The following is a 23,283-nucleotide window of genomic DNA, read 5'->3' as shown; positions in this document are numbered from 1 at the left end:
TAACTAAAGATCACATTTAAATCTAACCTTGCCATAGATGCACAAATCTCGAATCTGGCAACCCCAAAAATCTCCCGTCTCTAACATCAGTTTTAGCGATGAAATGAGGTAAGAATTTTGACGAAAATACTTAGCGATCGCATTGCCGTTTATCTGCTCATCGGTGGACTCCTGTTTAGAATCATCATCGCCCTGGGGCTTTATCCCGGGTACGATGAGGCCTATTATTACGTTTACAGCCATAATCTGGATTGGAGTTATTTCGATCATCCGCCAATAGTAGCGATTTCCACGGGTTTTGGGACTTGGATCACGGGATTAGTCAATCAATTTACCATTCGCCTCGGTACTCTCCTCCTCTATACTGGCAGCCTCTGCTTGCTATATCTGACAGCTTTAAAATTGTTCAGTCTGCCGGTCGCCAGAATGACTTTAGCGATCGCCACTCTCATCCCCATCTATGGGATCGTCTTCGGGATTCTTTCGCAGCCAGATAGTCCTTTAATCTTTTTTTGGTCATTAACAGTCTATTTAGCTGCCCAAGAATTCTGGCCAATTCGGGAAAAAAACTATCATCCTAGCTATCGTCTCGCTTATATTGGACTTGCCGTAGGATTGGCGGTTTTAAGTAAATATCACGGCTTTATTTTGGGCTTTGGTTTAGTTTTATTTTGTCTGACTACTCCCCGCTATTGGCCTGTATTTAGATCCCCTTGGTTGGGATTAGGATTTATTCTCTTTTTGATAACTTTATTGCCGATTATTTACTGGAATATTAACCATGATTGGATTTCCTTTCGCTTTCATTTAGAAGACCGTTTTTCTGGAGAACCCAAAAACTTTAATATTCTCGGTATTCTCTCGGTTGTTGGCATTAGTATCGCCACGATGTTTCCTCCTTTCGGTCTGCCGATGTGGTGGGTGACATTTAAAAGCTTTGCCGAACAAGTGCCTAATTTTATCTCGAAAAAAAGTTTTTTTCATCGAGAAGAAGAATCACTAAAAAAATGGTTAATTCTCTCGGTTTCTCTGCCTTTAATCCTGGGAATGCTTTATGTGGGTGCTTCCCATTATCTCGCCCCTAGTTGGATTTTACCCGGGTTCTGGTCCTGCACGATTTTATTAGGAGAAAAGGCCACTACTTGGCAGCAATCTTCTCGAATCTGGGTAAAAAGATGGTTATGGGGGTCAGGAATTTTTATTGTTACTGTTCTATCTATAGCAATGCTTCACGTTACTTTTGGTACTTTCCAAAAACCTAGTCAATACGCAATCTTTGGGGGAATTATTGCCCCAGAACAGGACCCTTCTCGGGAAATTGTCGATATCGATCAACTGCGTCAAGGCTTTGCTAATTCGCCCGAATTATTAGCACTCTTAAAAGATTCTAGCTTTGTTTTTACCCATAGTTTTTATGTGACAGCATGGCTAGATATGGCTCTTTATCCCCTAGTTCCTATTCCCGTCACCTGTTTTAACAACGATCAAAGGGGTTATCAAATTTGGTTTAATCCTCAAGAATGGATCGGTAAAAATGGTTTATTAATTACTACAAATAGTTCTCTAGAAAGACCAGAAATAATCGATCGCTACCGTCCCTATTTCCAAGATATAACTAAAGTAGCTGTCATTCCCATCAAGCGCGGTGGTGTCGCCATCGAACAATTTCATGTTTACCAAGCTAAAGGACTAATTAAAACTTATCCTTAAAATAGATAAATTAGTTCATCAATACTCCTGATTTCTATCTTCTGAATTATGTAAACTTTTTAACTTTTTACTTTTTACTTGATAAATATGTCCATTCATCGAGTGCGTATTGCTAGAGATAAAGGGGAATTTGTCCAGTCCTTAGTTAATTTTAATCAGGGAATTGGTCCCTTTCAAACCTATGCTGATGTCATCGCTTTTGCGGCGGCTTTAGGGGTAAGATATCAAGAGAGGGTGACGATAGAAAATGTAGCGAAGGAACCCTCCCCTATTAACCTGGAAATTTTTATTTCTCGTGGCTACGATACCCTAATCAAATTATTGGCAGTCAATGAATTCCAAGACACGAAAATTCTTTCTCCCCACGGGGTAGATTCAGAAGCTTTGCGAGTGACAATTTTCGAGGAATATGCCAACGCCGGTTTAGCAAGATTAGAACGAGAATTGCGCGGTGCGGTGGATTATACTGAAAGATTATTGTTAATTATCAGTCAAGAACGTTTTCGAGAAATTACTGCCACAACCGAATTTGATTTAGGGAGATTTTTGTAGTATAAATTCTAGTCATTCTCGCGAGAGGCAAAAAATTGATTGTAAAGTCTTTTATTGATCTCGTATAGTAGCCAAATAATTAAAAAACAGACAGAGATGAATAGCAAAGGTTTTTTAGTCAGTAAATTCTGCAAACTCCAGAATAGTTGCTGCGGTTGACTGACTAGATACCAACTATTCAGCCGGAGAAACCGTCCTAAATAGATACCGATCGCACTTAAAAAATGGAGAGTTATTTCTAGGGGTAAAACTGCTGAATTTAGCTGACTTTGCTGACAATAACTTTTTAAATTAAGTAAGGAGAGAACGTATAGCTGAAAGCCAAAGAAAATAAAGAAGCTATACTGGGGGATTAAAACTAAAAAAATTAAACTTTTGGCGTAATCCTGCTGAAGATAGGCGATTAAATGAATGCTATCGGTGAGAATATAGGGAGCATTGGGTAAAAAAAGCAGGAAAACTAAGAGAATTAACCACCAGAGTAGGGAACGATCGAGAGTGATCCGAAATAGCCAAAAGCTGAGGATAAAGGGGATAAAGGCCAGAAAAGAATTCCAGATAATCCTCCCGGTGCTAAGGTTAAATAATTGCCAAGCATTGTGCCACCAATCCCTAGTTAAAATTATCGTTAAATCTGCCCAAATCATCCCTTAAATACCAGTCTCCTCTAGGGTTGATAAATATCCTAACCAATTTTTTAAAGATTCCGGGAAAGGGATTCTTTGTCTATTGGTGGGAGCGATGCAGACATGGCGGGTTTTCGCTTTTCCGACCATGATTTCAGCCAAATAAATTTTATACTGCAATTCAAACTCGTTTTCGCTTAGGGATCGAGCAGTGAAATCAATCTGTATGCGATCACCACAAAAAAGAGGCCGAAAAAACTGGATTTCCGCTTGAGTAATCGGTAGGGCAACCGGAGAATCTTTAAAAAAATCCTTGATATTGATGCCAAATTGTGCTAAAGAAAACTCGTAGGCTTCATGACAGATCGAGAGAAGATGGGCAAAGTAAACCACACCAGCTGCATCGGTATCGGCCAGATAAATTAGGCGTTCATAGGGCATAAAAAGCTTATTGTCTTTCCAGAAAGGTTAAACTATCTTGTAGTTGTCTTAACTCGTCCCGATGGGCTTTGACAGTTAATTCCGTTTGCTGAGATTTGCTTTCCACTTTAAAAGCCACTTCTTCTAAACGGCCGACTTTTTGCCAATAGAAAACACCCGCGAGGGGAGATAAACCCACAAGAGCAAAAATATAGGGATTAGTATCAGGAAATAACACCGATAACACCAGTGAGAAGCAAAATAAACCCAAGGCCGCCAAAATTGTCAAAAATATCGCGAGAAAGGGGCTGGGCGGCACAAACCCCTGTAATCTGACAATATTCTGTTCGGGTTCGATCGCCTTGACTTGATAGGAACGTCGGTCAAAATAATCTCGCAGTTGTTCTAATAGTTGGTCGTCACTGGTACTGGTAAGATAGACACGCTGTTCGATGCGCTCTTTGACGGAACCGCGAATAAAAAAGAATAATCCCACCATGAGCAGGAGAGTCAGAAAAAAAGTTGAGGAAAGAACGGGGGTATCCATGGCGGCGGTTGGGAGCAAAAAAACTTACAATTAATCCTAATTATCCTAACCTATCTTCTCCCCCGATTTAGAAGATAGACCCTAGGAGCAAAACCTCGATCGAGAATCAGAAAAATTTAACCCCAAGGCAGATTCATGGGCAACAATCTATTAACAGGATTAATCGAACCCTTACAGTATAGTTTCATGCAGAGATCCCTAATCGAAGCTATCATCGTCGGGATCATTTGTGCGGTGGTGGGAACCTACCTGATGGTACAACGTTTGGCCCTCTTGGGGGATGCCATCAGTCACTCGGTCCTACCCGGACTAGCGATCGCTTTTATTGGTAATTTTAATCTGCTACTGGGTGCTTTACTAGCCTCAATGGTCAGTACCCTACTGATTAACTTAATCCGTAATCGTTCCCCAATCAAAGAAGATGCGGCCATGGGTATCGTTTTCTCGGCTTTTTTCGCCCTTGGCATCACCCTGATCACTCTCATCCAAAAAAACAACAAAATTGACCTTAATCACTTTCTCTTCGGCAATATTCTCGGTGTTACTGCTGACAACATCCGCGATACCCTAATTATTGCCGTTATCGTTTTATTAACCGTTTTGCTCCTGTATAAAGAACTATTATTCTACACTTTCGACAAAATCGGGGCGCAAGCGGCAGGTTTACCAGTAAATTTATTAGATTTAGGCTTAATGCTCCTGATCGGTCTGACAATCGTTGCTAGTCTCCAAGCGGTGGGAGTAATCCTCGTTTTGTCCCTTTTGATTACCCCGGCAGCCACTGCTTATCTTTTAGTTACCCGTCTCCATCAAGTCATGGGTTTAGGTGTGGGTGTGGGTATTATTTCTAGTATCAGTGGGATGTATTTAAGTTATTACTGGAATTTACCCTCTGGACCGGCGATCGTGCTTGTCGCCTTTACCCTATTTATGTTGGCCTTTTTATTCAGTCCCCGTCAAGGAATTTTCACTCATCCCGCTAGTCTAGGTGGTCAACTGTCTATCTGGGTAGAGATAAAAAATTTGTTGAGAAGACGTTAGTTTGCAGGAGAAGGTGGTAGTGACCAAAAAAAGCGGACGGCCGAGATAACTGCCATAATTTGCCAGATTTTTCGAGGCTCTTACCCTGATATTGTGTTAATTTTATCGTTTCATATTGTACTTAAGCGACATACCAGACCACAGCATTAGGTTAATTCTTCCCCACAAGAATCTGATATTGGAAAATAGCCATTTGACCTCTTGTATTGGGTAGCTCTTGGATTCATTAGCCTGTACAGCTAGTCTCCGCTAATTTCTACCAATGTCTCACCAGCAGCTAAAAGTTCTAAAGCCCTGGGTAAAGTCTCACTCAAGATTTCACGCAACCGGGCATTAGAGGTATTGCCACAAGTCAGCCAAATAATTTGTGGGGGCGAACCAAGTCGCTCAACTAAATCTACAAAATCGCTGTCTTTGGTCATTAGGATAGCTCTTTGAGCTTTTGCAACCTGAAAGATTTCAGTATCTTCAGCATCTCTCAGTCCAAGATCACGCAAAGCCACAGCTTCAATCTCAAGTGTAGTGCTAATCTAGGTTGCAATTGCAGGAGACAAATGTGCGTCAACCCAAATTGTCATGCCACTAAAACCGGGTGATTAAGCTTCCGCGAGGCATATAAAAGCGCTGCTTTCAAATCATCGGCCTCAAGATCAGGCATTTCATCTAGAATTTCTCTCGCGCTTAAACCTGCCGCGAATAGATCTAACACATCTGATACCCGGATTCTCATTCCTCGAATACAGGCACGACCACCGCACTGCCGAGGATTAACTGTAATTCTTGAAAGCAATTCCGCCATTACAAGGTAGCTCTTACGATCTTTACCTTTATTGTGAACTAGAGTGCTAAAAGTTTCAACAAAATAGGGTAGGCTATGCCCACCCTGTCAATTATGAAAAATTTTGACATCCTCACCGCCGGGGCCGAACGATGATTCCTCACCACCTTTTTGGATATGATCAATTTATTCTCGCACCTCTAGAAGTTTAAGCCATGTCACTCGCTGAGTTAATTCCTCTGGTCAACAATCTGAGCCAGTCAGACAAATGATCACTCTTCAAACTCCTGGCCACACAAATCCCAGACGCTGAACTACAATTCATCTTCTCCGCATCAGAGTACCCAATTTGGTCGCCCTAGGACGCAACGGCAGCTGCAAACATTCTGATGCAGATGATTCAGGATGACCAAGGGGCATCTGCTCATGCCTAGTACAGTTGAGTTTCCCTTTTCTGAGGATGAAGCATTACCGACAATTCCTATTATTCTCAGTATCGTGCTTTTGTTTAGTATTGATAGAGAAAAGTAATGCTAATTTTTTTGGAAAATTAGTCAGCCTATCATTATAACATATAATTAATTTGCAAGAGTTCTAGTTAACTTGGTTAGGGCTATGGATTTATTAAAAAATCGGTTTGTGCAGTCGTTGGGAGTCGGGGCGTTTTTTTACCTCCTAATGCTTTCCTTAAATTGGGTAGTGTTGTTCACCCTGAGAATTCTTGAATCTTTTTCTAGTTGGTATCGATACCGCGCCGCTCCCTATTCCTTCCAGATCAGTATCGGGGTGACGCTGGCCTATTTGCTGATCACGGCCGTCTTGAGTAGCCAGCGCGATTAGATACCTTTGCTGCAGCGTTGTCGGTAGTAAAACGTAGGGCGCGTTAGAATACAAAAATTGCTGCTTTGACTCGAAGGTGACAATCCGTCGTAAAACACCACCTCTCATCAACATTTACTCATACCGGCGGTTACGTTTGCGGATAATCCAGAGGATAAACCAGATAAACAGGACAAGTAGAGCTATTTTTGAGACGGGAGCCAGATATTCTTCCACAAGGGGGTAATTCTTCCCTAAAAAGTAACCTGCTGCCGTTAAAAAAACGACCCAGAGGGTCGTGCCGATGGTGGAGTAAACTAAAAAGGGAATCATCGCCATGTGATTCATTCCGGCGGGTAGGGAAATCAAAGTTCGTACTCCGGGGACCAAACGACAGAGTAAAACCGCTTTGCTACCGTGACGGTTAAACCATTGATTGGCTTTTTGAATATCTTTAGCGGAAACGGTAATCCATTTGCCGTATTTATCGGCTAGTTTTTCGATTTTTTCCTCATCCACAACCCGACCGAGATAATACCAAGGTAGCGCTCCGATGACCGTACCAAAAATCCCCGCTACGACTGCCGGAATAAATTCCATTTGTCCCTCATGGACGGTAAAACCCGCCAGGGGCATAATTAATTCCGAGGGAATGGGAGGAAAAAGATTCTCTAAAAACATTAATAGGGCTATGCCTAAATAGCCCATAGAAGTCATTGTATTTGTAATCCATTCAGTCATAATTTTTTAGGATTTAGAAAACAGTTTTAAAGTAAAAAAAGGAGATTGGAGAAGTATTTTTAGTTAACAGTAAAATGATAACTGATAACTGATAACTGATATTAGGTTCCGGAAGTCCAGGAGTTGATATATTCTAATTGGGCTTCGGTGAGGGTATCGATTTCAATCCCCATGGCTTGCAGTTTCAAACGGGCGATTTCTTGGTCTAATTCGTAGGGAATCGAGTAGATACCGGGGGCCAATTTACCCTTATTTTTAACCAAATATTCTACACCGATCGCCTGGTTAGCGAAACTCATATCCATAACGGCGCTAGGATGACCTTCGGCGGCGGCGAGGTTAACTAGGCGACCTTCACCGATAACAACGACGGATTTACCGCTTTTTAGTCTATATTGTTGGGTAAAGTTGCGAACTTCCTTAACATTATCGGCTTTTGCGCCTAAAGCTTGCAGGTCGATTTCAATATCAAAGTGACCGGAGTTGGAAACAATCGCCCCATCTTTCATCAGGTCGAAATGTTCGGCCCGGATAACGTGCTTGTTACCAGTGACAGTGATGAAGATATCGCCTTCTTTAGCGGCTTCATCCATGGGCATAACCCGGAAACCGTCCATCGCTGCTTCAATGGCCCGCACGGCGTTGATTTCGGTGACAATTACATTAGAGCCTAAACCTTTGGCCCGCATAGCCACACCTTTACCACACCAACCATAACCAGCCACAACCACCGTTTTACCGGCGAGGAGGATATTGGTGGCGCGAATGATACCATCAAGGGTAGATTGACCTGTACCGTAGCGATTATCAAAGAAATGCTTGGTTTCTGCGTCGTTAACGTTCATTGCGGGGAAGGATAATACCCCGGCTTTGAGCATGGCTTGCAAACGGACGATACCGGTGGTAGTTTCTTCGGTAGTACCGATAATGTCGGGTAATTGGTGACTTCTTTCTTTAACTAGGGTGGCTACCACATCACAACCATCATCGATGATAATCTGGGGTTTATGATCGAGGGCGATTTGAACGTGACGGTGATAGGTGTCGTTATCTTCCCCTTTGATTGCATAAACGGGGATGCCGTAATCAGCGACTAAACAAGCGGCCACATCATCCTGGGTGGAAAGGGGATTACTAGCAATTAGTAACGCATCGGCGCCACCGGCTTTGAGTGCGATGGCCAAATTAGCGGTTTCGGTGGTAACGTGACAGCAAGCGACTAAACGCAGTCCAGCAAAGGGTTTTTCGATGGCGTAACGTTCGGCTAATTGACGCAAAACTGGCATTTCCCGACCGGCCCATTCGATGCGCTGTTTGCCGATGGGGGCTAAACTAATATCTTTAATGTCGTATTTCTGTTGAACTGGTGTTGCTACCATAAGGGGTTTTCCTTAAATACAAGCCTTGGCTATTGGTTAATTTAACTTAACATTGTCCGGGGATTTTGGCCAATGTCAAGCTTTTCACCGGTTTTTTATATAGGAAAAAGTTATCAATCCCTCGCTGACCTATCCAGAACTCAGTACATTGTCTCTATTTTGGGTAATTATATAGTACAAATAAACTATTGCATGAGCTAAATTAAGCTAGAAATCTCTATCTCGTGATGATAAGATGAACTGATAGGCGACAAACTGACAGGCGTTAATCCCAAGATAATCCAATGGGCAAGAGAAAGGGCGAGATATTCTCTTGAGTCTGTGGCGGTCAAGTTTAAAAAAGATGTTTCTGTTATCGAGAAATGGGAGCCAGGAGAGGACTTTCCTGCTTATAGTCAATTGGAAAAGTTAGCAGAAATATATAAACGTCCTCTCGCTTTATTCTTTTTCCCAAAACCTCCCCTAGAAGCGGAGGAAAAACAAGAATTGAGAACTTTGCCAGACTTTGAAATCGAAAATTTGGCCGCCGATACTATCTATGCTTTACGACAAGCAAAAGCGTCGAGTTCGTTTTCATCCTTTAACTACCAGCATAGAAGACAGTGGTTATCTCATAACTCACCATTAAGATAACTGCTATAAGTATCGTCCGGGGTTTGACTCGGTGTCAAAACAAGTTTCAGCTAATTTAATTAAAGTGGTTCGATTAATCTTCCCTTGGGGACTTTTTGGTATCTCTGGTAATTTTATCCAATGTTTCGGCAGTTTATAATTGACTAATTTATCTTTAATCTGGGATTGAATAATTGTCTGGCATATCTGAGAGTTGACGGGTACATAAAAAGCCACAATTACCTGTCCCCATCGAGAATCTGGCAATCCTAAAACCACCACATCTTTAACTAAATTAGTTTGTCTAATGGCAGTTTCTACCTCAAAAGGATAAACATTTTCTCCTCCAGTAATTATTTTTTGACTATCGCGGCCAATGATATATAAATAACCACTTTCATCCAAGTAACCTAAATCATCGGTCTCGAAGTAGCTTGCTTGATTAAGATGGGGATAATAACCTAAAAATAAAGATTTCGCTTCAATAATAATTTTCTGGTTATCGGGATTAATTTTTATCTGAGCATGGGGTAATAGCTGTCCACTACTATTATTGCCTCGTCGAAAATCTTCTGGTTTAAGAGTGACAATTTGTGAGGCAGTTTCTGTCATTCCATAGGTGGGAGATAGGGAAATATTATATTCTCTAGCTTTTTCTAATAAAGATGGCCATGCAGGGGAACCTCCTAGTAAAACTGTTTTAAAATTGGCTAACCATCGAGGATCATTTTCTAGAAAAAATTGTAATTGAGTGGGGACTAAGGAGATAAAATAATCTTGAAGATTGAGAGTATTTATGCGCTTTTGTTTGATTTTATGGTAAGGAATAACAGCAAAATCTCCCCCTGTTAAAAAACTTCTTAGAAACTGCATTAAACCACTAACATGATATAAGGGCAGTAGGCAAAAAGAGTTAACCTGCTCGACTTGAAAATACTCAGAGAAACCTTTGACAGAAGCAGTTAAAGTTAACCAGTTATGGATAGCAAAGCGAATTTTTCCCGATGTTCCTCCCGTGGGTATCATCAGAGAATTAGTCACAGGATTGACAGGAGGAGAATTATAGTTAAAAACCTTGATATTTTCGCCAAAAATATAATCGGGTTGCATCAGAGAGAAAACCTGTTCCCATTCGTTATTTTTCCAGTCGGGATTAGCTAAAAATAGGCAACTTTTGACCCTGACGGCAGCCAAGAATATCGCTAAAAATTTAAGGGGATTGCCTTCGGACAGAAGTAGAGTTAATCGAGGATTATCTGCGGCGATAAATTGCCGAGAATAGGACTGATATAATTGATAAAATTTCTGGCTATTGTATCCATATAACCAATCTTTTTGACTGAGATATGCTAATTGTTCGCTGATGTCGTCCACAGTTTTTCCAACCAATCGGGGTCACTATTATTAAACCATTGTTGCACACCAAAACCTAAAGCTCGCTCCTTTCTGGGGTATTCTTGTGCTAGACGTAGAGCGGATTTTCTGCCGATATTAGTTTCTAAAACCGAGGAAAATACTAAATCTAAGGGATATTTTCTCCAGAGATTTCTTAACCCTTGTATTGAACCAGTAATAGCAGGTTTAATCACAAAAATTCCTCGCCATCCCCGTTGATAACATTCCTCTATTTGTCGGAGATTGGCTACGGATTCATCTAAAGCAATCCCTGTGGTAAAATCTTGACTTAATTGCAACATTTCTAACCATTGAGACGGGGGTAAAGGTTGTTCGATAAATTCAATTATTTTAGATTCATCGGCAATTTTTAACCAGATTTTACTCTCAGCAATACTTAATCCCCCATTGGCATCTAAACGCAATTTAATTTCCCTGGGTAATCGGGTAATTAATTTTTCAAATAAGTTTAACTCTTGCTTGAGAGAATTGACTCCAATTTTCCATTTATAAGTATTAGTTTGATTGGTGGCTAAAATATCATCCAGACAGGGAAATACTGCCGCACCAGTGGGCAATAAATAACTATACTTTTTCGGTTCTAATTCTCTTGATTGATTTTCTATACTTAAATCTTCTAAAGCTGATTCAAAGGCAAATTGACAAGCGGGAAATTGTTCAGGAATAGAAAAAATTGAATTTATTGATAGGGGATTTTTGAGACTTTGACAGCATAATATTGCTGCCGATAATGTTTCTGAACCAAATTCAGGTAAAGGAGCAATTTCTCCCCATCCAATACGTCCATCTTCAGCTTCTAAGCGAATAATAATTCCTTGCCTAATTTGCCAGAGTCCGTGATGGGTTTGTAGGGGACGCAGCAAAGGACGCTGATAAACACGAAATTGCCAGAAATACATGATTAACTATAAGTAGTCGTGAAAAATTAATTTCCTAGTCGAGACAGGAGACCTTTCAGTGATCAGTAAACAGTAATCAGTGAAAGGCTGCATCTCAATTTTATAGAAATATCTATATCATATTTTGGGCTTGTAGGGACGAATTGCATTCACCCTCTTTTAATAACTTCTGCTGCTGATTATAAGTGGGAGAAAGTCTCACAGATGAGATGCACTCGATAAATATTGACTATATCGCCATATTTTTGCTTCTTTTTTGAGGTTTTGTTCTGTTCGACTCAATTGCTCAATACTTCATCGACAAGCAAATGGGAAACCATGTTACTTTTTCTCCAACTTTCTCGGACTCCTGTGGAATTTTTTGGGAAAACTTTGATTCAGTTTTTTCGTAATTCGCCCTAGGGTGGCTCTACTGACTTTAATCTCTGTCTTTTCATAGAGTAAGTTAGATAATTCTTGCAGGGTTGCATCCCTGTTAGCTTCGATGATTTCGACAAGAATTACTAATTGCTCACTATTTAACTTGCTTGGGGGACTGCCTCCCTGGGGACGAGGACGGATATCTCCAGTTTCTTGATATTGTTTCAATAACTTTTGAATAAAGCTTTTGGCCACATTAAATCTCTTGGCTAGTTCTCGAATAGAAATTTTTTCTTTTTCCCAGACATCGATAATTTTTTGGCGAAAATCTACTGAATAGGGTCTCATGTCTGCTCTGTCCCGCAATTATTTGTCTATTTGCCTTCTATTGTACCTCATGGCTCCAATAATTGCCATATTTTCAATGGTAGCGATCAATCTTTGTGTCCTTTGTGTTTTTGTGGTTCGTTCCATTCGCTCCCCCGCAGGACTGTATCTTAGAATACATTCAAACCCAAGAGAGCCATCAGCTTTTTTCTCCCTACTCCCCCTAACCCCCAACCCCGATTTAGATAAAAAAAACTGGAGCGAGCGCTTTTCGCTACCCCAGTGCTGTCACGGAATTCAATTCTGTATCTAAATTAACACATTATTGGCAGCAAGCATGATTAAGGAAATTGGAAATTTTTCCAAAAGGGGCTTGTAAGGGCTGTAACCTTTACTAACAGGGGATTTCAAGCCTGATAAGGCCAAAGTTTTTGGAGTCTATCCTCGAAAATTAAACTTCGGCACTGAGATGTTCCCCCAGATGAACGGTTTTCACCCATTTCAAACGTTTAGGACGCAAAGCCATCCGCAGGCTGACACTGGGAATAATAATAAACCAGTGCATCATATAAATCATGCCGCGAATGGTTTGAGCAAGGATGTCTAAACCGAGAGCGAAAGTGAATTTTTTACCCCTATTAACCCGGATTAATCCTGTCACCATCCCCCAGAGAGAAAGGGAAAGAGCCAAACCAGTTAAAGGCGTTAAAATCGGAGCTTGATGCTGGGTAATAGTGATTAAAAGATCGGGAATAGCGGCCGCAGGTAAGATATATTGAACGAGCAAAAAAGCAATTAAATCAAACTTTTTCGGCCAAGGCATGGGAGACTTTAAAATTGCTTTCCAATAGTCGAGATAACGCTGAAAACCACCTTCGGCCCAACGATTGCGCTGATGCCATAAAGAGATCGCGGTTTTCACCCCTTCTTCCGCTACTGCGGGAAAATTTAAGATATTAATTTTCCAATTATCGATATGGAGACGAATAGTTAAATCAAGATCGTCGGTGATCGTTTGTTCATTCCAACCCCCGCAACGATTTAAGGCACTACGACGGACAAATTGACCATTTCCGCGCAATTCTCCGATCCCTCCCACCGCGATCCGTTGCTGTTGGAAACAGCTATCAAAGATCATTTCTACCGCTTGTCCTTTTGTCCAGAAGTTTTCGGCGGCATTGGCGATCGCTTTTCGCACCTGTACCGCACCCACTTCTCGATCGTCGAACATCGGGACGACATGACGCAGTAAATCGGCGGATAATCCCGCATCCGCATCGAATACGCCAATAATTTCCCCGTTAGTCAGGGATAAAACCTGATTCAAGGCGCCGGATTTGCCACCTCCGGCATTAGCAGGACGATGGAGAATTTGTAATTGGGGATATTCTAAAGCAAGGCGATCGAGAATCGCACCGGTGTTATCGGTACTATAGTCATCGACGATCCAAACTTCTAATTTATCTTGGGGATAGTCTAGATGACAGAGATAATTAACCAGTTTCGTGATTACGGTTTCTTCATTTTTGGCCGCTACTAAGAGAGAAACCCTGGGGACAGAGGCTAAATCCTTATCTAGTAAAGGAATTGGCGGCGTTTCTGGTTTGGTGAACAGCAGCCGCAAAGCTTGCCCCGATAGTACCATAGTTAGGGCGATAATTGCCCAATAACCCCAACTCAGCCAATGAAGTCCGATAATTATTGTCCAGATCGCCATGAGGCTAAAAGCCGCTTTCTGTCTGCGTCCCGATCGGCCTTGAAAAATTTCGCTTCTAAATTCGTCCTCCTCGTCTTCGGGATCGGACCAGTCAGATAGGAGGGAACCAATCGGGTCTAATTCTTCGTTATCATCCTCTCGCGACCAATAATTTTCTGCCATAATCGACTCAGGTTAAGTACTGTTCAAGTAGACGCTTGTTTCTTGCTTTATCTTACCGAAAATTGTTAAAATTTTTAACAGAATCTTAAGTTTTTTCGGGAAATAAACCCTAGTTTTTCAAGCTATTGGCTTTTTTTTCCCTATAAATGCGCTTTTTCGGCTAAGATTGCTTTGTTTACATTCGTTGAGAAAAATTTAACATTTATCCCTTATGTCAAACCTGCTCCTCTGTGTCGGACTGATTTGTGGCTCAATTATTTGGGTGGAGATCGTGCGTGATTGCTATCATGCTCTGGCCCACCATTGGCAGCCCCTTTATCGTCTGCACGTCTGGCATCATCGGGTTTTTCGTCCCGATCTGTCGGTAATGAGCGAGGAAATTTATCGTCGGGCCCACTGGTACAATGATGTACCGGAGGCCTTGGTCATGTTGGCTGCAAGTGTTTTACCTGTACTATTGGCCTACTTTTGGGGGTTCGATCGCCCTTGGTTGGGTTGGTTAGGCTCCCTTTATACTTTGGCTTTTCTCAGTACGGCGATCGGTCGAGGTTTAGGTATCGCCAATCTGGAGGAATTAACCGATTTAACCCATCGTCCGGGGCAATTTGAGAGTTTCCCCGCTCAATGGCGCGTTAATCGTACCTACCACTGGCGACACCATTTTGATAACCAAAAGGCTTATTATTGTGGAACTTTCACCTTTATGGATAAATTGATGGGGACGGCACTTTCTCTCAAAGGCAAAACGATCGCCATTACCGGAGCGAATGGAACCTTAGGGCGATCGCTGTTAAAGTACCTACAACTGAAGGGAGCCAAGGTGATCGCGCTCACTTCCGGGGAGAATGCGATCGCTATTGAAATTAACGGCGAATCAGTCCCTGTAAAAACCGTAAAATGGCAAATCGGTGAAGAAACGCAACTTGAGGACCTATTTAAGTCTGTAGATATACTGATTTTAAATCATGGCGTTAATGTCCACGGCCAAAGAACCCCAGAAGCGATCGAATTAGCCTACGAAGTGAATACTTTTTCCGTCTGGCGTTTAATGGAATTATTCTTCAAAACTGTCCGCACTAACGAGCAAATTGCCCGCAAGGAAGTCTGGGTGAATACCTCGGAAGCGGAGGTTAATCCTGCCTTTAGCCCCCTCTACGAACTCAGTAAACGGGCGATCGGTGATATGATTACCCTGCGTCGTTTAGATGCCCCCTGTGTGGTGAGAAAGCTAATTCTTGGCCCTTTTAAGAGTAATTTAAATCCTGTGGGTATTATGTCCGCCGATTGGGTGGCTAAACAGATTATCAAGGCGGTACAGAGGGATAGCCGCAATATTATTATTACTATTAATCCCTTGACTTTTATCACCTTTCCAATTAAAGAATTCTCTGTTTCTACTTACTTAAAACTATTTACTCGTTCCCCCAAAAATCAGGAAAACCCCTAACTATTTATCCTTCATCCGGTATCAAGACTATTTTTCCGCGCACTCTTTCCGATTCACTATAATTATGAGCTGCTGCCACCTGGGAAAAAGTATAGGTGCGATCGATTCTAACAGTTAATTTTCCCGATTCGATCGCTTCTTTGAGAAATTGCCAGTCGGACGCTTGTGCTTGAGCAAAAAATATCACTTTCCCTTTTTGTGGCAACCAAGCACCGAGATAATTTAGGAGGATAATTCCTGGATTTGGTAGGGTGGTTATATAGGTGCCTTGGGGTTTTAAAAGCTGACGACAGTGCCAAAAAGAAGACTTAGCCACAGCATCGAAGATTATATCATATTTCTGCTCAGTTTTTCTCCAATCTTCTTGGGTATAATCGATAACTTTATCGGCTCCTAAAGAGGTGACATAATCGATATTTTTACTACTACAAACTCCATCTACTTGTGCGGAGAAAATTTTTCCTATCTGCACGGCAAAGCTACCCACTCCTCCCGATGCACCATTAACTAAAATCCGATTTCCTGCTTGAATACCGCCAAAATCGCGCAAGACTTGCAAAGCGGTAGAAGCGGCTAAAGGAGTGGCGGCAGCTTCAATAAAACTCTGATTATGCGGTTTTTTAACTAATAGGGAAGCGGGAATAATTGCATATTCAGCATAGGTTCTACCGGGTAATTGATTGACAAAACCAAAAACCTCATCTCCGATCTGAAATTGTTCCACCTGACTACCTTTTTCAACGATAATTCCCCCATAATCAAAACCTAATTGCAGGGGAAATTTATTACCTGTGGCTATTTTGAGCATTCCCCGACGAATCTTCCAATCAATCGGATTAATTCCCGCTGCCATAATCTTAATTAAGACTTCTTTTTCTTGGGGAATTGGCTTTTCTATTTCGGTGTATTGGAGAACATTACTATCGCCATAGCGATTAATGATAATAGCTTTCATAATTAAGAAAAAAGTTGATAAAATAGTAAGGGAGCAAAAGTAATGACCAAGAGAACAAAAATCCAAACTCGTCCCGCTAAAAGATTATAATCTTGACCTAATCTTGACCAAGAGTGACCAGCGATAAAATGGCCAAATAGAAACTCAAAACCCACTGTTAATACTAACCAAATTAAACCGATAGTAATTGCTTGACCAGACGATTCTAGACTCCAAAAATAAACAAGAGTGCCAATATAAAGACTAAAAAAGAGGATTCCTGTCAGGGTAGAAATTTGATGAGCGCGTAGTTCATCGAGATATTTTCCGTAGGTGGTTTCTCGGAGGATACCGTTACTAATTCCTATTAAGACCATCGGGAGCCATGCGACAATGTAGCGACTAATCATAGCTGTTGGTTTAGAACTCGCTCTAATTGGATTATATACTGCAGCTGCCCTTGGCAAAGGCTGCATCTCAATTTGGTCGAAATATCTAGATGACATTTTGGGCGCACGCAGTGCGCCCCTACCATTGGCGCAATAATATTATTTATTGTAGAGGCGAATTGCCTTCGCCCTCTTTGAATAACTTCTGCTTAAAAACGGATTTGCGGTTAAAAAGGGAAAAAAGGCGTGTAAAAGGACTGACATTTATAAATACAGTGTATTTGTAAGAGGTTTACACGCCCGGACAGCTTTAAACATCCGCTTTCAATCTATCATCCCCCATTAGCACCAATATAGATGTAATCTTGATCCTATTCTGACTATGATATGTATCAACAAATAGTGACGGGTTAGGACAGAACAGGGAGGTGACAGTAGGGTAAATTGTTAATTTTTTTGGGGATTTAGCTACATTATCCGAAAAATGTCACACTAGAGGTAGGGGATCGTCAGCGATCAATCATCAGCTTTCAGCAATTTTTGACTATTTCCCCGGGGTATTGCTGGCAGCCGATGGGAAAAAAGATTAACTTCAACCCTGAAGTTGTCTGCTATCGAGGAGGCTAATTCTATGAATAATACGGAAACACTCTCAGTCGATCGGGATACCAACAAACTCTATAATAAAATTCTCGTGGCTGTGGATTATCAAGATGTCACTCCAGAGGTGTTGGATGCGGCTATCCTCTTAGCGAAAACCTACGCTAGTCAGTTGCGGATTATTTATAGTCTATCTAAACCTTTGATTCCCTACACGGAAACTTTTATTTATGGTAATCTGATCGGTTATGGTGGTGGTTATCCTCCCGATATGATCGCCTTAGAACAACAAATCACCGAAGAAATGCAGGCGGAATTACAAGCCTGGTTAAACGGTTTAGTCGATCAAGCTAAGGAAGATAATATCACAGCCCAGGCTGATTATTATATCGGTGATCCGGGGCAGAAAATTTGTCAAGTTGCCCAGCAAGAGGGGATGGATTTAATTATTGTTGGTCGTCACGGTCGCTCGGGTTTATCTGAGTTAATCTTGGGTAGTGTCAGTAATTATGTGGTACATCATGCTCCCTGTTCAGTTTTGGTAGTACATATCACTCATTAATTAGAAAGGGTTGAAATCCATTTTTTGCCGTCCATTGAATTGCCCCATCTCTCCCAGTCCAGTAAGTCTTAATACCGGCCTTTCTCAGTTGATTTCTGACATTACGGGAGAGATTATTAGTGACAGCGATTGCTGTTTGTGGTCGAATTGACTCTAACCATTGTTTATCTAGATTGCTTCCCTGCCATAATAACACTAGGGGGCTGAATTCTTGGGATAAATTAACGGGAATTTTCGGGTTGACAATCCATAGCCAAGATTGATTTTTTACCTGAAATTTAAATAAATTTTTCTCGAGCAATTGTCCGGTAATTTCGCCGAGATTAAATTTTTCTAACTGGGATAAATTAATAGTTTTTTTGATCGGTATGCTCTGACTGATAGTTGAGAATTGCGCCGAATTATTGACGGTTATTGCTCTTTGTATTTGATTAATTCCCTCCTGTCGCAAAAAGGGCAAAACTGTATAACGTGCTGTTGCGGGTTCCTCCCCATTAATTAAGAGAGTATTTCCTCGATTTTGAATAATGATTACCGGTTGCGATTTGGTGGCTAAAACTGTCACCTGAGTTAAAGTTAAATGCTGATAAATAATCGGTATTAAAATTAAAGTGAGGATAAATAAACCGATTAAATGCCACCGTTGACGAAACCAGATATTAAAGCAGATTAAGGTAAGGCAAATATAAATAATTAACATCACTCCTAAAGATAATTTACCTGTGGAGTAGGTACTAAAAGGAAGCAGACTAAAAAAGGTGGTAATTTGCAGTAATAACTCTAGAGGGTAATAGAGAATACTAGCACTGATACTGCCCAAAGGGGGATAAATTAAGCCTAAAAAGGCAGTAAAAACTCCTCCTAAACTAATTAGGGTAACTAGGGGAGTTGTGATAATATTAATGGGGATATTATAAAGAGCGATCGAGTTAAACGTAAACATTAATAAAGGCATAGTCCAGAGAGTAGCAGCCAGACTAATAGCTATAGGTTCAGCGATTAAATTAGGGAAATAGTCAATTTTATTTTTCAGTAAAGGAACAGTAATAATTAATCCCAAAGTCGCTAAAAAACTTAACTGAAATCCTAAATCCCAAATCCAGAGAGGTTGCCATAATAATAGAATTGTAGCCGCTAGTAAAAGTGATCCTAAACTATTAACTTGTCGATTATAAAGCAGACCGATTAATGCCCCAATTCCCATCAAAATCGCTCGCAGGACTGAAGGTTGTAACCCGGTTAAAGTGCCGTAAATTATTAAGACAGTAAGGGCAATAATAAACTGTTGTTTGGGGGATAAATTGCGAGTAATAGTTAAAACAAATCCCAACAAAATAGCCACATGAAAGCCAGAAGCTGCTAAAATGTGAGCTAATCCAGTTTTAATAAATAAATCAGTGATTTTTGCTGGCAAATTAACCGCTTGTCGTCCGAGGGTAATCGAACTTAATAAAGTTCCTTTTTCTTGGCCTAGTCCTTGAATTTGTGCCTCAACAATGCGCTGACGAATCTGCCAAACTCCCCAATTTGGTGACTTTTTGTCGATAATTATTTCCCCTTTTAAACCAGCAAAAGCACCCCGATGCGCTAGATAATTAGCAAAGTCAAAAGCATTGGGATTATTGGCACGACGGGGACGATAAAGTAATCCTTTAACTGTTATTTCTTGTCCGGAATAAACCTGATTTTCTGCTAGATTTGGGAGAGTAACGTAGAGTTTACCTTCGGATTTTTCTGTGGGTAAATTCCTAAGGCTAAATTCCTTTACTTCTAACCAAAATTGTAAATTCTCTCGGCGATTGAGACGAACTTCTGAGCTAATACTCCCCGTGATTTTAATAGAGTTAACTACATTATTTTTTAAAAGATGACTGATATCGTTTGCGGTGGGGTAAGGAGTGCGAATTTCCAGATAAACAACGGCAAATATAGCTATTAATCCCGCTATCAGCCAAATTTTTTTCGGGGGACTTTGCCACCAAAAACGACGGATAAAAATTGTGGTTAACAGGGTAATTAGACTGATAATAACAATCCTAATTACCACTTCTTGCCATCGGTTTAACTGCGGACTAAAATCTAGCAGACCTGTAGATAATAATCCCAAAATATAGGCTAAACCAAGAATAACGCTATTAGGGCGATTCATAGAAATTTTTGTCAAAGAATTTCAGAATTAGGGAGCATTATTTTTACCTAATATCAGCGAAAATCGAGATTAAAAAGTAACTTAGCATAAACACTATGGGGATCATTAAATGTAGGTAACTTCAATAATTCCTGCTGAAAATTTTGCCATTCCTGCGTCAAAGGGTGATTATTTTTAGTGAGAGGAGGAAGATAGGTTTGCAAGAAATTAGAAAAAAGTTCTTCTTGCCAACTTTGTGAGCGAGGATATTCTTGAAGACTCCAATCATCCCCTAATTTAGCTGTTTTGGCCGCGTATTGTACTGCCGCTTCTAGGCCACCTATTTGATCAACTAAACCAATTTTAACCGCATCTTTTCCCGTCCAGACGCGACCTTGGGCTACAGTTCTTACCTTATCTGGGGATAATTTTCGCCCCTTGGCCACCGTCTCGATAAATAAATCATAGAACCGATTAACTGCCGCTTGATAAATTTCTAATTCTTGGGGATTTTTCGGTCTGGTAATAGTAGATAGATCGGCTAATTGTCCAGTTTTCACCGTGTCCCAATCGATGCCATTATTATTAGCAATCTTCTGGATATTTAACAATAATCCAAACACACCGATCGAACCAGTAATTGTATCATTATCGGCAAAAATTCTTTGACCACCCATCGCAATCCAATAACCCCCAGAAGCTGCCACATCACCCATAGAAATAATTACCGGTTTTTTCGCATCTAAACGCTTAGTTTCTCGCAGAATCACCTCAGAAGCAGTGGCACTTCCCCCCGGACTATTAATTCTCAAAACTACCGCTTTTACCTCCTCCTTCCCTTGTAATTTTCGCAGTTCCTTCGCCAATTTATCCCCACCGATTTCCCCTCTATCTCCCTGACCTTCTACGATTGTCCCTTCTGCATAAACTATCGCTATTTGATGGCTACTATCTCCCCCCTCATCATCGAGAGAACTAGCATAATTAGCTAAAGAAATTTGCGAAAAGGAGCCAGAATTTTCCTCCTCATTAGTTTTATTTTTTGCTTCTCCCGTCAACTCTTTAGCTAAAACAATTACTCGATCTAAATAGGCCACTTCATCAACAAAACCCGCCTTTTTCGCCGTGGTTGCTTCCAGAATACCTTGAGTATCAGAAATAGTTTGCACCTGTTGAGGGGTTAAATTGCGACTTTTTGCTACTGTGGAACTATAATTAGACCAAATTGTATCGAGTAAAGTTTGCAGCTGCTGACGATTCTGGACACTTAAATCCTGACGAGTATAGGGTTCCACCGCACCTTTAAAAGAACCCACTTTTACCACTTGTACCCCCACACCATATTTTTCTAGTGCATCGGCAAAAAAGGTTTGTTGGCTACTTAAACCATTAATTTCCATTCTCCCCACGGGGTTAATAATCACCTTTTCAGCAACGGAAGCGAGATAATATTCCTTTTCCGTCCATTCCATATCGTAGGCGATAATTTTTTTACCCGATTGGCGAAATTTTGCCAAAGCTTGCCGCACTTCCGTCAGGGTAGCATAGCCGTATTCACCGACAGTGCCGCGACCGTAGAGCAAGAGACCGACAATATTATCATCAAGGGTGGCCTTTTCGATCGCCGCTATCACCTGTCGCAAATTTAAAGTGGTCCTACTCTCACCGGTCAAACTATCGGCTAAACTGGAACTAGGGGGAGCATCGCTGATATTGGTGGCTAAGTTAAAAACTAAGACTGATTTTTCCTTAACTGAGGAGCTATCGCTAGAATTAAGCAAGGAAAGCAGTAAAAATGCTAACCCTCCCACACCTAGGGTCGAAAATGCCAATAATCCCAATAAAGTCCCCAAGCAACTAGCGAAAGTTTGTTTAAAAAACTGCCCCATCGGTTTTCATCTGCTACTAATTATCCTGTTTCCTATTGTAGGGATTCCCCGCCCAGAAACAAGTTTTTTATTTCCGAACGAATGTACTAAAGACTGACTCTCGCTCTATTTTAAGGAGTATGATTAACCGGTCGCGGCACACTAACAGCTAATTGGTTTTTTGGTTTTGACTTTTCACTTTAATTATTTAATCTTATGCAGTTTATTGATCGCGCCGAAATAGAAGTGGAAGGGGGTAAGGGAGGTGATGGAATTGTCGCTTTCCGTCGGGAAAAATACGTCCCCGCCGGCGGTCCGGCCGGAGGTAATGGGGGAAAAGGTGGTTCGGTGATTTTCGTGGCGACTCAGAACCTGCAAACCCTGCTAGATTTCCAGTATAGTCGCTATTTTAAGGCCGATGACGGCAAACGGGGCGGACCAAACAACTGCACCGGGGCCAACGGTAGCGACCGCATTATTAAAGTTCCCTGTGGTACAGTGGTTTACGATCTCGATAGCGAGGAAATTATCGGCGATTTGGTCACTCCCGAACAGACTTTAATCGTGGCTGCCGGGGGAAAAGGGGGATTAGGCAACCGCCACTTTTTAAGCAATAATAACCGCGCACCCGAATACGCTTTACCCGGTTTAGACGGAGAAAAACGCCATTTACGCCTAGAATTGAAGTTATTAGCGGAAGTGGGCATTATTGGGCTGCCCAATGCGGGAAAATCTACCCTAATCTCGGCCGTTTCCTCTGCTCGTCCCAAAATCGCCGATTATCCCTTTACGACTCTTATTCCTAACTTGGGAGTGGTACGCAAACCCACGGGAGATGGGACGGTATTCGCCGATATTCCTGGATTAATCGAGGGAGCGCACCTAGGAATCGGCTTAGGACACGAATTTTTACGCCATATCGAACGCACACGCCTGTTAATTCATCTTGTCTCCTTGACATCAGAAGACCCGATCGCCGATTATCAAATTATTCAAGGGGAATTAGCCGCCTATGGTCGGGAATTGGAAAAGCGATCGCAAATACTGGTTTTCAACAAAATTGATGCTGTGGACGAGGAAACGATAGATAACTACCAAAAGCAGTTTGCTAAAATAACCAATGCCGAGATTTTGACTATTTCCGCCGTTACGGGAGCCGGATTAACCACTTTACTCGCCAAAGTTTGGCAGCAATTAGAGCAACTGGAGAGGGTCGAGGTTGAAACCCCTTCCCTGTTTTCCTAAAATC

General features: G+C 41.4%; 22 protein-coding genes and 2 pseudogenes. 9 read left to right on the top strand and 15 right to left on the bottom strand.

Annotated features, from left to right (window positions below):
* The first annotated feature begins 117 nt into the window (after nucleotides 1-117).
* Nucleotides 118-1,710 carry an ArnT family glycosyltransferase gene (locus IM475_RS01590; RefSeq protein WP_287726468.1) on the top strand — a complete coding sequence of 531 codons (1,593 nt, stop codon included), beginning with the start codon at nucleotides 118-120 and terminating at the stop codon, nucleotides 1,708-1,710.
* Nucleotides 1,711-1,797: 87 nt separating this feature from the next.
* Entirely contained in the window at nucleotides 1,798-2,262 is a 465-nt protein-coding gene (locus tag IM475_RS01585) for a DNA phosphorothioation-associated protein 4 (RefSeq protein ID WP_002801872.1), read from the top strand.
* A gap of 8 nt (nucleotides 2,263-2,270) precedes the next feature.
* On the opposite strand, the gene IM475_RS01580 is transcribed toward IM475_RS01585, so the two are convergent.
* From IM475_RS01580 to IM475_RS01570, 3 genes are read right to left on the bottom strand one after another with little or no spacing between them, the layout of a single operon-like run.
* Entirely contained in the window at nucleotides 2,271-2,909 is a 639-nt protein-coding gene (locus tag IM475_RS01580) for a DUF1361 domain-containing protein (RefSeq protein ID WP_287726467.1), read from the bottom strand.
* Nucleotides 2,910-2,912: 3 nt separating this feature from the next.
* Nucleotides 2,913-3,329 (bottom strand): acyl-CoA thioesterase, encoded by a 417-nt coding sequence (locus IM475_RS01575; RefSeq protein ID WP_287726466.1) that lies wholly within the window; start codon nucleotides 3,327-3,329, stop codon nucleotides 2,913-2,915.
* A gap of 7 nt (nucleotides 3,330-3,336) precedes the next feature.
* Nucleotides 3,337-3,855, bottom strand: coding sequence for a cofactor assembly of complex C subunit B (locus tag IM475_RS01570; protein WP_002734244.1), 519 nt, complete (start codon nucleotides 3,853-3,855; stop codon nucleotides 3,337-3,339).
* Between the two features lie 135 nt (nucleotides 3,856-3,990).
* On the opposite strand from IM475_RS01570, the gene IM475_RS01565 reads away from it, so the two are divergent.
* Nucleotides 3,991-4,896 carry a metal ABC transporter permease gene (locus IM475_RS01565; protein ID WP_287726465.1) on the top strand — a complete coding sequence of 302 codons (906 nt, stop codon included), beginning with the start codon at nucleotides 3,991-3,993 and terminating at the stop codon, nucleotides 4,894-4,896.
* A gap of 239 nt (nucleotides 4,897-5,135) precedes the next feature.
* On the opposite strand, the gene IM475_RS01560 is transcribed toward IM475_RS01565, so the two are convergent.
* Both IM475_RS01560 and IM475_RS01555 read right to left on the bottom strand, forming a co-directional pair.
* Nucleotides 5,136-5,399: a DUF5615 family PIN-like protein gene (locus IM475_RS01560; RefSeq protein WP_238560392.1), complete on the bottom strand. Its 264-nt coding sequence runs from the start codon at nucleotides 5,397-5,399 to the stop codon at nucleotides 5,136-5,138.
* 71 nt (nucleotides 5,400-5,470) lie between these two features.
* The gene (locus tag IM475_RS01555; RefSeq protein WP_002734651.1) at nucleotides 5,471-5,695 is read right to left on the bottom strand and encodes a DUF433 domain-containing protein; all 225 of its coding nucleotides are present in this window, start codon (nucleotides 5,693-5,695) and stop codon (nucleotides 5,471-5,473) included.
* A 594-nt stretch (nucleotides 5,696-6,289) separates the two neighbouring features.
* On the opposite strand from IM475_RS01555, the gene IM475_RS01550 reads away from it, so the two are divergent.
* On the top strand, nucleotides 6,290-6,514 hold the full coding sequence (locus IM475_RS01550) for a hypothetical protein (protein ID WP_071846507.1): 225 nt from the start codon (nucleotides 6,290-6,292) through the stop codon (nucleotides 6,512-6,514).
* Between the two features lie 114 nt (nucleotides 6,515-6,628).
* Here IM475_RS01550 and IM475_RS01545 read toward each other — a convergent pair whose 3' ends face one another.
* Together IM475_RS01545 and ahcY are read right to left on the bottom strand one after the other, a co-directional pair.
* Nucleotides 6,629-7,234, bottom strand: a complete 606-nt coding sequence (locus tag IM475_RS01545; protein ID WP_287726464.1) for a DedA family protein — start codon at nucleotides 7,232-7,234, stop codon at nucleotides 6,629-6,631.
* A 101-nt stretch (nucleotides 7,235-7,335) separates the two neighbouring features.
* A complete protein-coding gene (ahcY, locus tag IM475_RS01540) occupies nucleotides 7,336-8,613 on the bottom strand; it encodes an adenosylhomocysteinase (RefSeq protein WP_002795864.1) in 1,278 nt (425 codons plus the stop codon).
* 243 nt (nucleotides 8,614-8,856) lie between these two features.
* Between ahcY and IM475_RS01535 the strand changes: the two are divergent.
* A pseudogene (locus tag IM475_RS01535) lies at nucleotides 8,857-9,174 on the top strand (helix-turn-helix domain-containing protein); the annotation flags it as partial.
* A gap of 75 nt (nucleotides 9,175-9,249) precedes the next feature.
* On the opposite strand, the gene IM475_RS01530 reads toward IM475_RS01535, so the two are convergent.
* The 3 genes and pseudogenes from IM475_RS01530 to IM475_RS01520 form a co-directional block, all read right to left on the bottom strand.
* On the bottom strand, nucleotides 9,250-10,599 hold the full coding sequence (locus IM475_RS01530) for a 2-succinylbenzoate--CoA ligase (RefSeq protein ID WP_287726462.1): 1,350 nt from the start codon (nucleotides 10,597-10,599) through the stop codon (nucleotides 9,250-9,252).
* Nucleotides 10,575-11,540 carry an o-succinylbenzoate synthase gene (locus tag IM475_RS01525; protein WP_287726461.1) on the bottom strand — a complete coding sequence of 322 codons (966 nt, stop codon included), beginning with the start codon at nucleotides 11,538-11,540 and terminating at the stop codon, nucleotides 10,575-10,577. The genes IM475_RS01530 and IM475_RS01525 overlap by 25 nt, the downstream gene beginning before the upstream one ends.
* A 357-nt stretch (nucleotides 11,541-11,897) precedes the next feature.
* Nucleotides 11,898-12,248 (bottom strand): annotated as a pseudogene (locus IM475_RS01520) (helix-turn-helix domain-containing protein); the annotation flags it as partial.
* A 49-nt stretch (nucleotides 12,249-12,297) separates the two neighbouring features.
* Between IM475_RS01520 and IM475_RS23085 the strand changes: the two are divergent.
* Nucleotides 12,298-12,540, top strand: coding sequence for a hypothetical protein (locus IM475_RS23085; protein ID WP_407069729.1), 243 nt, complete (start codon nucleotides 12,298-12,300; stop codon nucleotides 12,538-12,540).
* A 138-nt stretch (nucleotides 12,541-12,678) separates the two neighbouring features.
* On the opposite strand, the gene IM475_RS01515 is transcribed toward IM475_RS23085, so the two are convergent.
* A complete protein-coding gene (locus IM475_RS01515; RefSeq protein ID WP_287726460.1) occupies nucleotides 12,679-14,106 on the bottom strand; it encodes a glycosyltransferase family 2 protein in 1,428 nt (475 codons plus the stop codon).
* A 211-nt stretch (nucleotides 14,107-14,317) separates the two neighbouring features.
* Here IM475_RS01515 and IM475_RS01510 point away from each other — a divergent pair, with 211 nt between their 5' ends.
* Entirely contained in the window at nucleotides 14,318-15,553 is a 1,236-nt protein-coding gene (locus tag IM475_RS01510; protein ID WP_287658851.1) for a bifunctional sterol desaturase/short chain dehydrogenase, read from the top strand.
* 4 nt (nucleotides 15,554-15,557) lie between these two features.
* Here IM475_RS01510 and IM475_RS01505 read toward each other — a convergent pair whose 3' ends face one another.
* Nucleotides 15,558-16,508 carry an NAD(P)-dependent alcohol dehydrogenase gene (locus tag IM475_RS01505; protein WP_287726459.1) on the bottom strand — a complete coding sequence of 317 codons (951 nt, stop codon included), beginning with the start codon at nucleotides 16,506-16,508 and terminating at the stop codon, nucleotides 15,558-15,560.
* Between the two features lie 2 nt (nucleotides 16,509-16,510).
* Nucleotides 16,511-16,897 (bottom strand): hypothetical protein, encoded by a 387-nt coding sequence (locus tag IM475_RS01500; protein ID WP_287658853.1) that lies wholly within the window; start codon nucleotides 16,895-16,897, stop codon nucleotides 16,511-16,513.
* Nucleotides 16,898-17,507: 610 nt separating this feature from the next.
* On the opposite strand from IM475_RS01500, the gene IM475_RS01495 reads away from it, so the two are divergent.
* A complete protein-coding gene (locus IM475_RS01495; RefSeq protein ID WP_287726458.1) occupies nucleotides 17,508-18,038 on the top strand; it encodes a universal stress protein in 531 nt (176 codons plus the stop codon).
* On the opposite strand, the gene IM475_RS01490 is transcribed toward IM475_RS01495, so the two are convergent.
* Together IM475_RS01490 and sppA are read right to left on the bottom strand one after the other, a co-directional pair.
* Nucleotides 18,028-20,187, bottom strand: a complete 2,160-nt coding sequence (locus tag IM475_RS01490) for a ComEC/Rec2 family competence protein (protein WP_287726457.1) — start codon at nucleotides 20,185-20,187, stop codon at nucleotides 18,028-18,030. The two genes, IM475_RS01495 and IM475_RS01490, sit on opposite strands and share 11 nt — an antisense overlap.
* Before the next feature lie 53 nt (nucleotides 20,188-20,240).
* On the bottom strand, nucleotides 20,241-22,055 hold the full coding sequence (gene sppA / locus IM475_RS01485) for a signal peptide peptidase SppA (protein WP_287726456.1): 1,815 nt from the start codon (nucleotides 22,053-22,055) through the stop codon (nucleotides 20,241-20,243).
* 195 nt (nucleotides 22,056-22,250) lie between these two features.
* Between sppA and obgE the strand changes: the two genes are divergently transcribed.
* A complete protein-coding gene (gene obgE / locus IM475_RS01480) occupies nucleotides 22,251-23,279 on the top strand; it encodes a GTPase ObgE (protein WP_002801904.1) in 1,029 nt (342 codons plus the stop codon).
* Nucleotides 23,280-23,283 lie beyond the last annotated feature (4 nt).

The sequence above is a fragment of the Microcystis sp. M061S2 genome (assembly GCF_020245605.1).
GTDB lineage: Bacteria > Cyanobacteriota > Cyanobacteriia > Cyanobacteriales > Microcystaceae > Microcystis.
The sequence above is the reverse complement of the archived record's forward strand: the minus strand, read 5'-3'. Positions and strand labels throughout refer to the sequence as shown.